At 62.1% G+C, this 419-nt stretch carries 1 protein-coding gene; it reads right to left on the minus strand.

The window, feature by feature from the left end:
- Nucleotides 1-129: 129 nt before the first annotated feature.
- Nucleotides 130-419 (minus strand): cupin domain-containing protein (locus ACW5W8_RS23880; RefSeq protein ID WP_498630895.1); only part of this gene is annotated, 290 nt, incomplete at its 5' end.

Consider the following 419-nt stretch of genomic DNA (forward strand, 5'->3'; position numbering starts at 1 on the left):
ACTGCTGCTCGAACGGATTGCCGGCAATGACGAACCGGCCAAGAGCATCATCTTGCCCCCCTCCCTGGTGGTGCGCCAATCCTGCGGCAGCAGCTAACGGGGTCGCTCACGACCCCTGCTGGCTGATGGTTAGGTGATTGAAGCGCTCACCTCGCTGCTCACAATACAAGGCTCCCCCTCCTTCCCTGCGACCACCCGCAGACCAAACCCCCGCTCTGCCATCATCCGGTAATCATGACCGGCAATGGCAGGCCAGACCGCCAGCGCAGAGAGCCGGTTCTCGCCGGTATTGATCAGCCGGTGGGCCACGTGACCCGGGATATGGTGAACACTGCCGGGGAAAACCTGCTCAAGCCGACAGACGCCAGCCATATCCTGCAACAGCAGCAAGCCGGTCCCGCACAACCCGAAGTAGTACT

This window comes from Aeromonas aquatilis (assembly GCF_054052405.1).